This window comes from Amycolatopsis kentuckyensis (genome assembly GCF_002155975.1).
In the GTDB taxonomy this organism is placed as follows: domain Bacteria; phylum Actinomycetota; class Actinomycetes; order Mycobacteriales; family Pseudonocardiaceae; genus Amycolatopsis; species Amycolatopsis kentuckyensis.
This window is the reverse complement of sequence record NZ_MUMI01000832.1, coordinates 1-1930: the sequence shown is the minus strand read 5'-3', so window position 1 is coordinate 1930 and position 1930 is coordinate 1. Positions and strand designations below refer to the sequence as shown.

The 1930-nt window shown below is 74.2% G+C and carries 2 protein-coding genes; both read right to left on the bottom strand.

The window, feature by feature from the left end; translation table 11 throughout:
* Positions 1–1143, bottom strand: a 1143-nt coding sequence (locus tag CCN39_RS48455) for a succinic semialdehyde dehydrogenase (protein ID WP_086853972.1), incomplete at its 3' end; no start/stop codon positions are given.
* Between the two features lie 102 nt (positions 1144–1245).
* On the bottom strand, positions 1246–1930 hold a 685-nt coding region (locus CCN39_RS48450), incomplete at its 5' end, for a hypothetical protein (RefSeq protein WP_086853970.1).

Below are 1930 nucleotides of genomic sequence, written 5' to 3'. Positions count from 1 at the left end.
CGGCCGGGCCCGGCCGCCGGTGAGCACCGACGCGCCCTTCGCGCGGGCGTCCTCGACGTGCGCCGACACCGCCGCGAGCTGGTCTTCCGACGTCAGCGAGCCCATCTGGGCCTGGTAGTCCAGCGCGCCGCCGAGCCGCAGCGCCGCGGTCCGGGCGACGAACGCGCGGGTGAACTCGTCGCGGATGTCCTCGTGGACGTAGATCCGCTCGACCGACACGCACAGCTGCCCCGCCGAGGAGAAGCACGCCGTCACCGCGCCCGTCGCGGCCTTCGCGACGTCGGCGTCGGGCAGCACGACCATCGGGTTCTTGCCGCCGAGCTCCAGCGAGTACGACGTCAGCCGCTTCGCCACCTGGCCGGCCAGCTCCTTGCCGGTCGGCGTGGACCCGGTGAAGCACAGGTAGTCCGACTCCTCGACCAGCGCGGTGCCGATCTTCGAACCCCGGCCGAGCACGATCTGCCAGGTCCCGGCCGGCAGCCCGGCTTCCTCGGCCAGTTCGTGCAGCCACAGCGCCGAAAGCGCGGTCTGGTTGTCCGGCTTCTGCACGACGGCGTTGCCCGCGGCCAGCGCCGGCAGGACGTCCATCGCGGTCAGGGCCAGCGGGTAGTTCCACGGCGAGATGATCCCGACGACGCCCTTGGGGTGCCGGATCTCGCCCGCGCGGGTGAGGCCGGGGATGACGCCGGCGATCCGCCGGGGCGCGAGGATCTTCGCCGCGTGCCTGCCGTAGTAGGCCGCCACCAGCGCGGTCGCGCTGACCTCGTCGAACGCGTCGAGCCGCGCCTTGCCGGCTTCGACCTGGACCAGGTCGAGCACCTCGTCCTGCCGCGCGAGCACCAGGTCGTGCAGGCGGGTGAGGACGCGGGCGCGCTCGGCGGGGGAGCGGTCCGCCCACGCCCGCTGGGTCGTGCGCGCGTCCGCGAACACCTTGCGGACGTCGGCGTCGGTGGCCTGCGGGAGGGTCGCGATCGGCAGCCCGGTGAAGGGCGCCCGCATCCGGATCGGCGCCGAGTCCGCGCCGCCCTGGACGCGGGCGACGAGCTCGGCAGCCCGTGCCGAACCCGGCGCCCCGGCGACACCGCCGACCGTCGGCGGCAGTGAGGTGTCTTCGACCGCGTTCGCGGGGGTCGTGCTGGTCATGACGTCTCCGTTCCGCGGAGTCCGCGCGACGCCGCGCGGAGGTTACCGACGAGTACACCATACCGTCGGTACGTCAGCTGTCCAGCGTGATGTGAATAAGATTCACGTATTGGGTGGGTGCAGCGGCGGCAGCTGGTAGTTCGGCTCGGTCGGGTCCTGCTGCTGCCCCGGGTGCGGCTGGGCCTGCGTCGCGCCGCCGTAGGGATCGTCGGGCTGCTGCGCCGGGAACGGCTGCGATGCCGGGCCGCCGTAGGCGGGTGGCGGCTGCGGGCCGGTCTGCGGCGGCGGGGCCTGCGCGGGGAACGGCTGAGACGGCGGATATCCCTGGTACGGCTGCGCGAACTGCTGCGGCGGCACCGGGTACGGCCTCGACTGCTGCTGGTACGGCCCCGGTGGCGGCCCGGCCGGGGCGGCCGCGGGCACCCGCCGCCCGGGCAGTGCCGCGAGGACCAGTGCCATCAGCGCGATCAGGCCGCCGCCGAGCAGCAGCCAGAAGCCGAGCCCGGTCGTGTAGTGCGACTTGATCGTGCCCTCGTCCGACTCGTAGCTCATGGTCGCCGAGACGTCCATGCCGAGCATCCACACCGCCGCGGTCACCCCGGCGGCCCCCGCCACCAGGGCCGTCCGGGCGCTCGAACGCACGCCGGGTCCCGCCGAGCGGCGCACGCCGGCGAACGCCAGCCCGGCCCCGGCCAGCAGCACGACCGCGCCGGCGGTGAGCGGGATGCCGTACCGGGCGACGTGGGTCTGGTCGTAGAACTTCTTCGCTTCCTCGCCCGGCTCGACG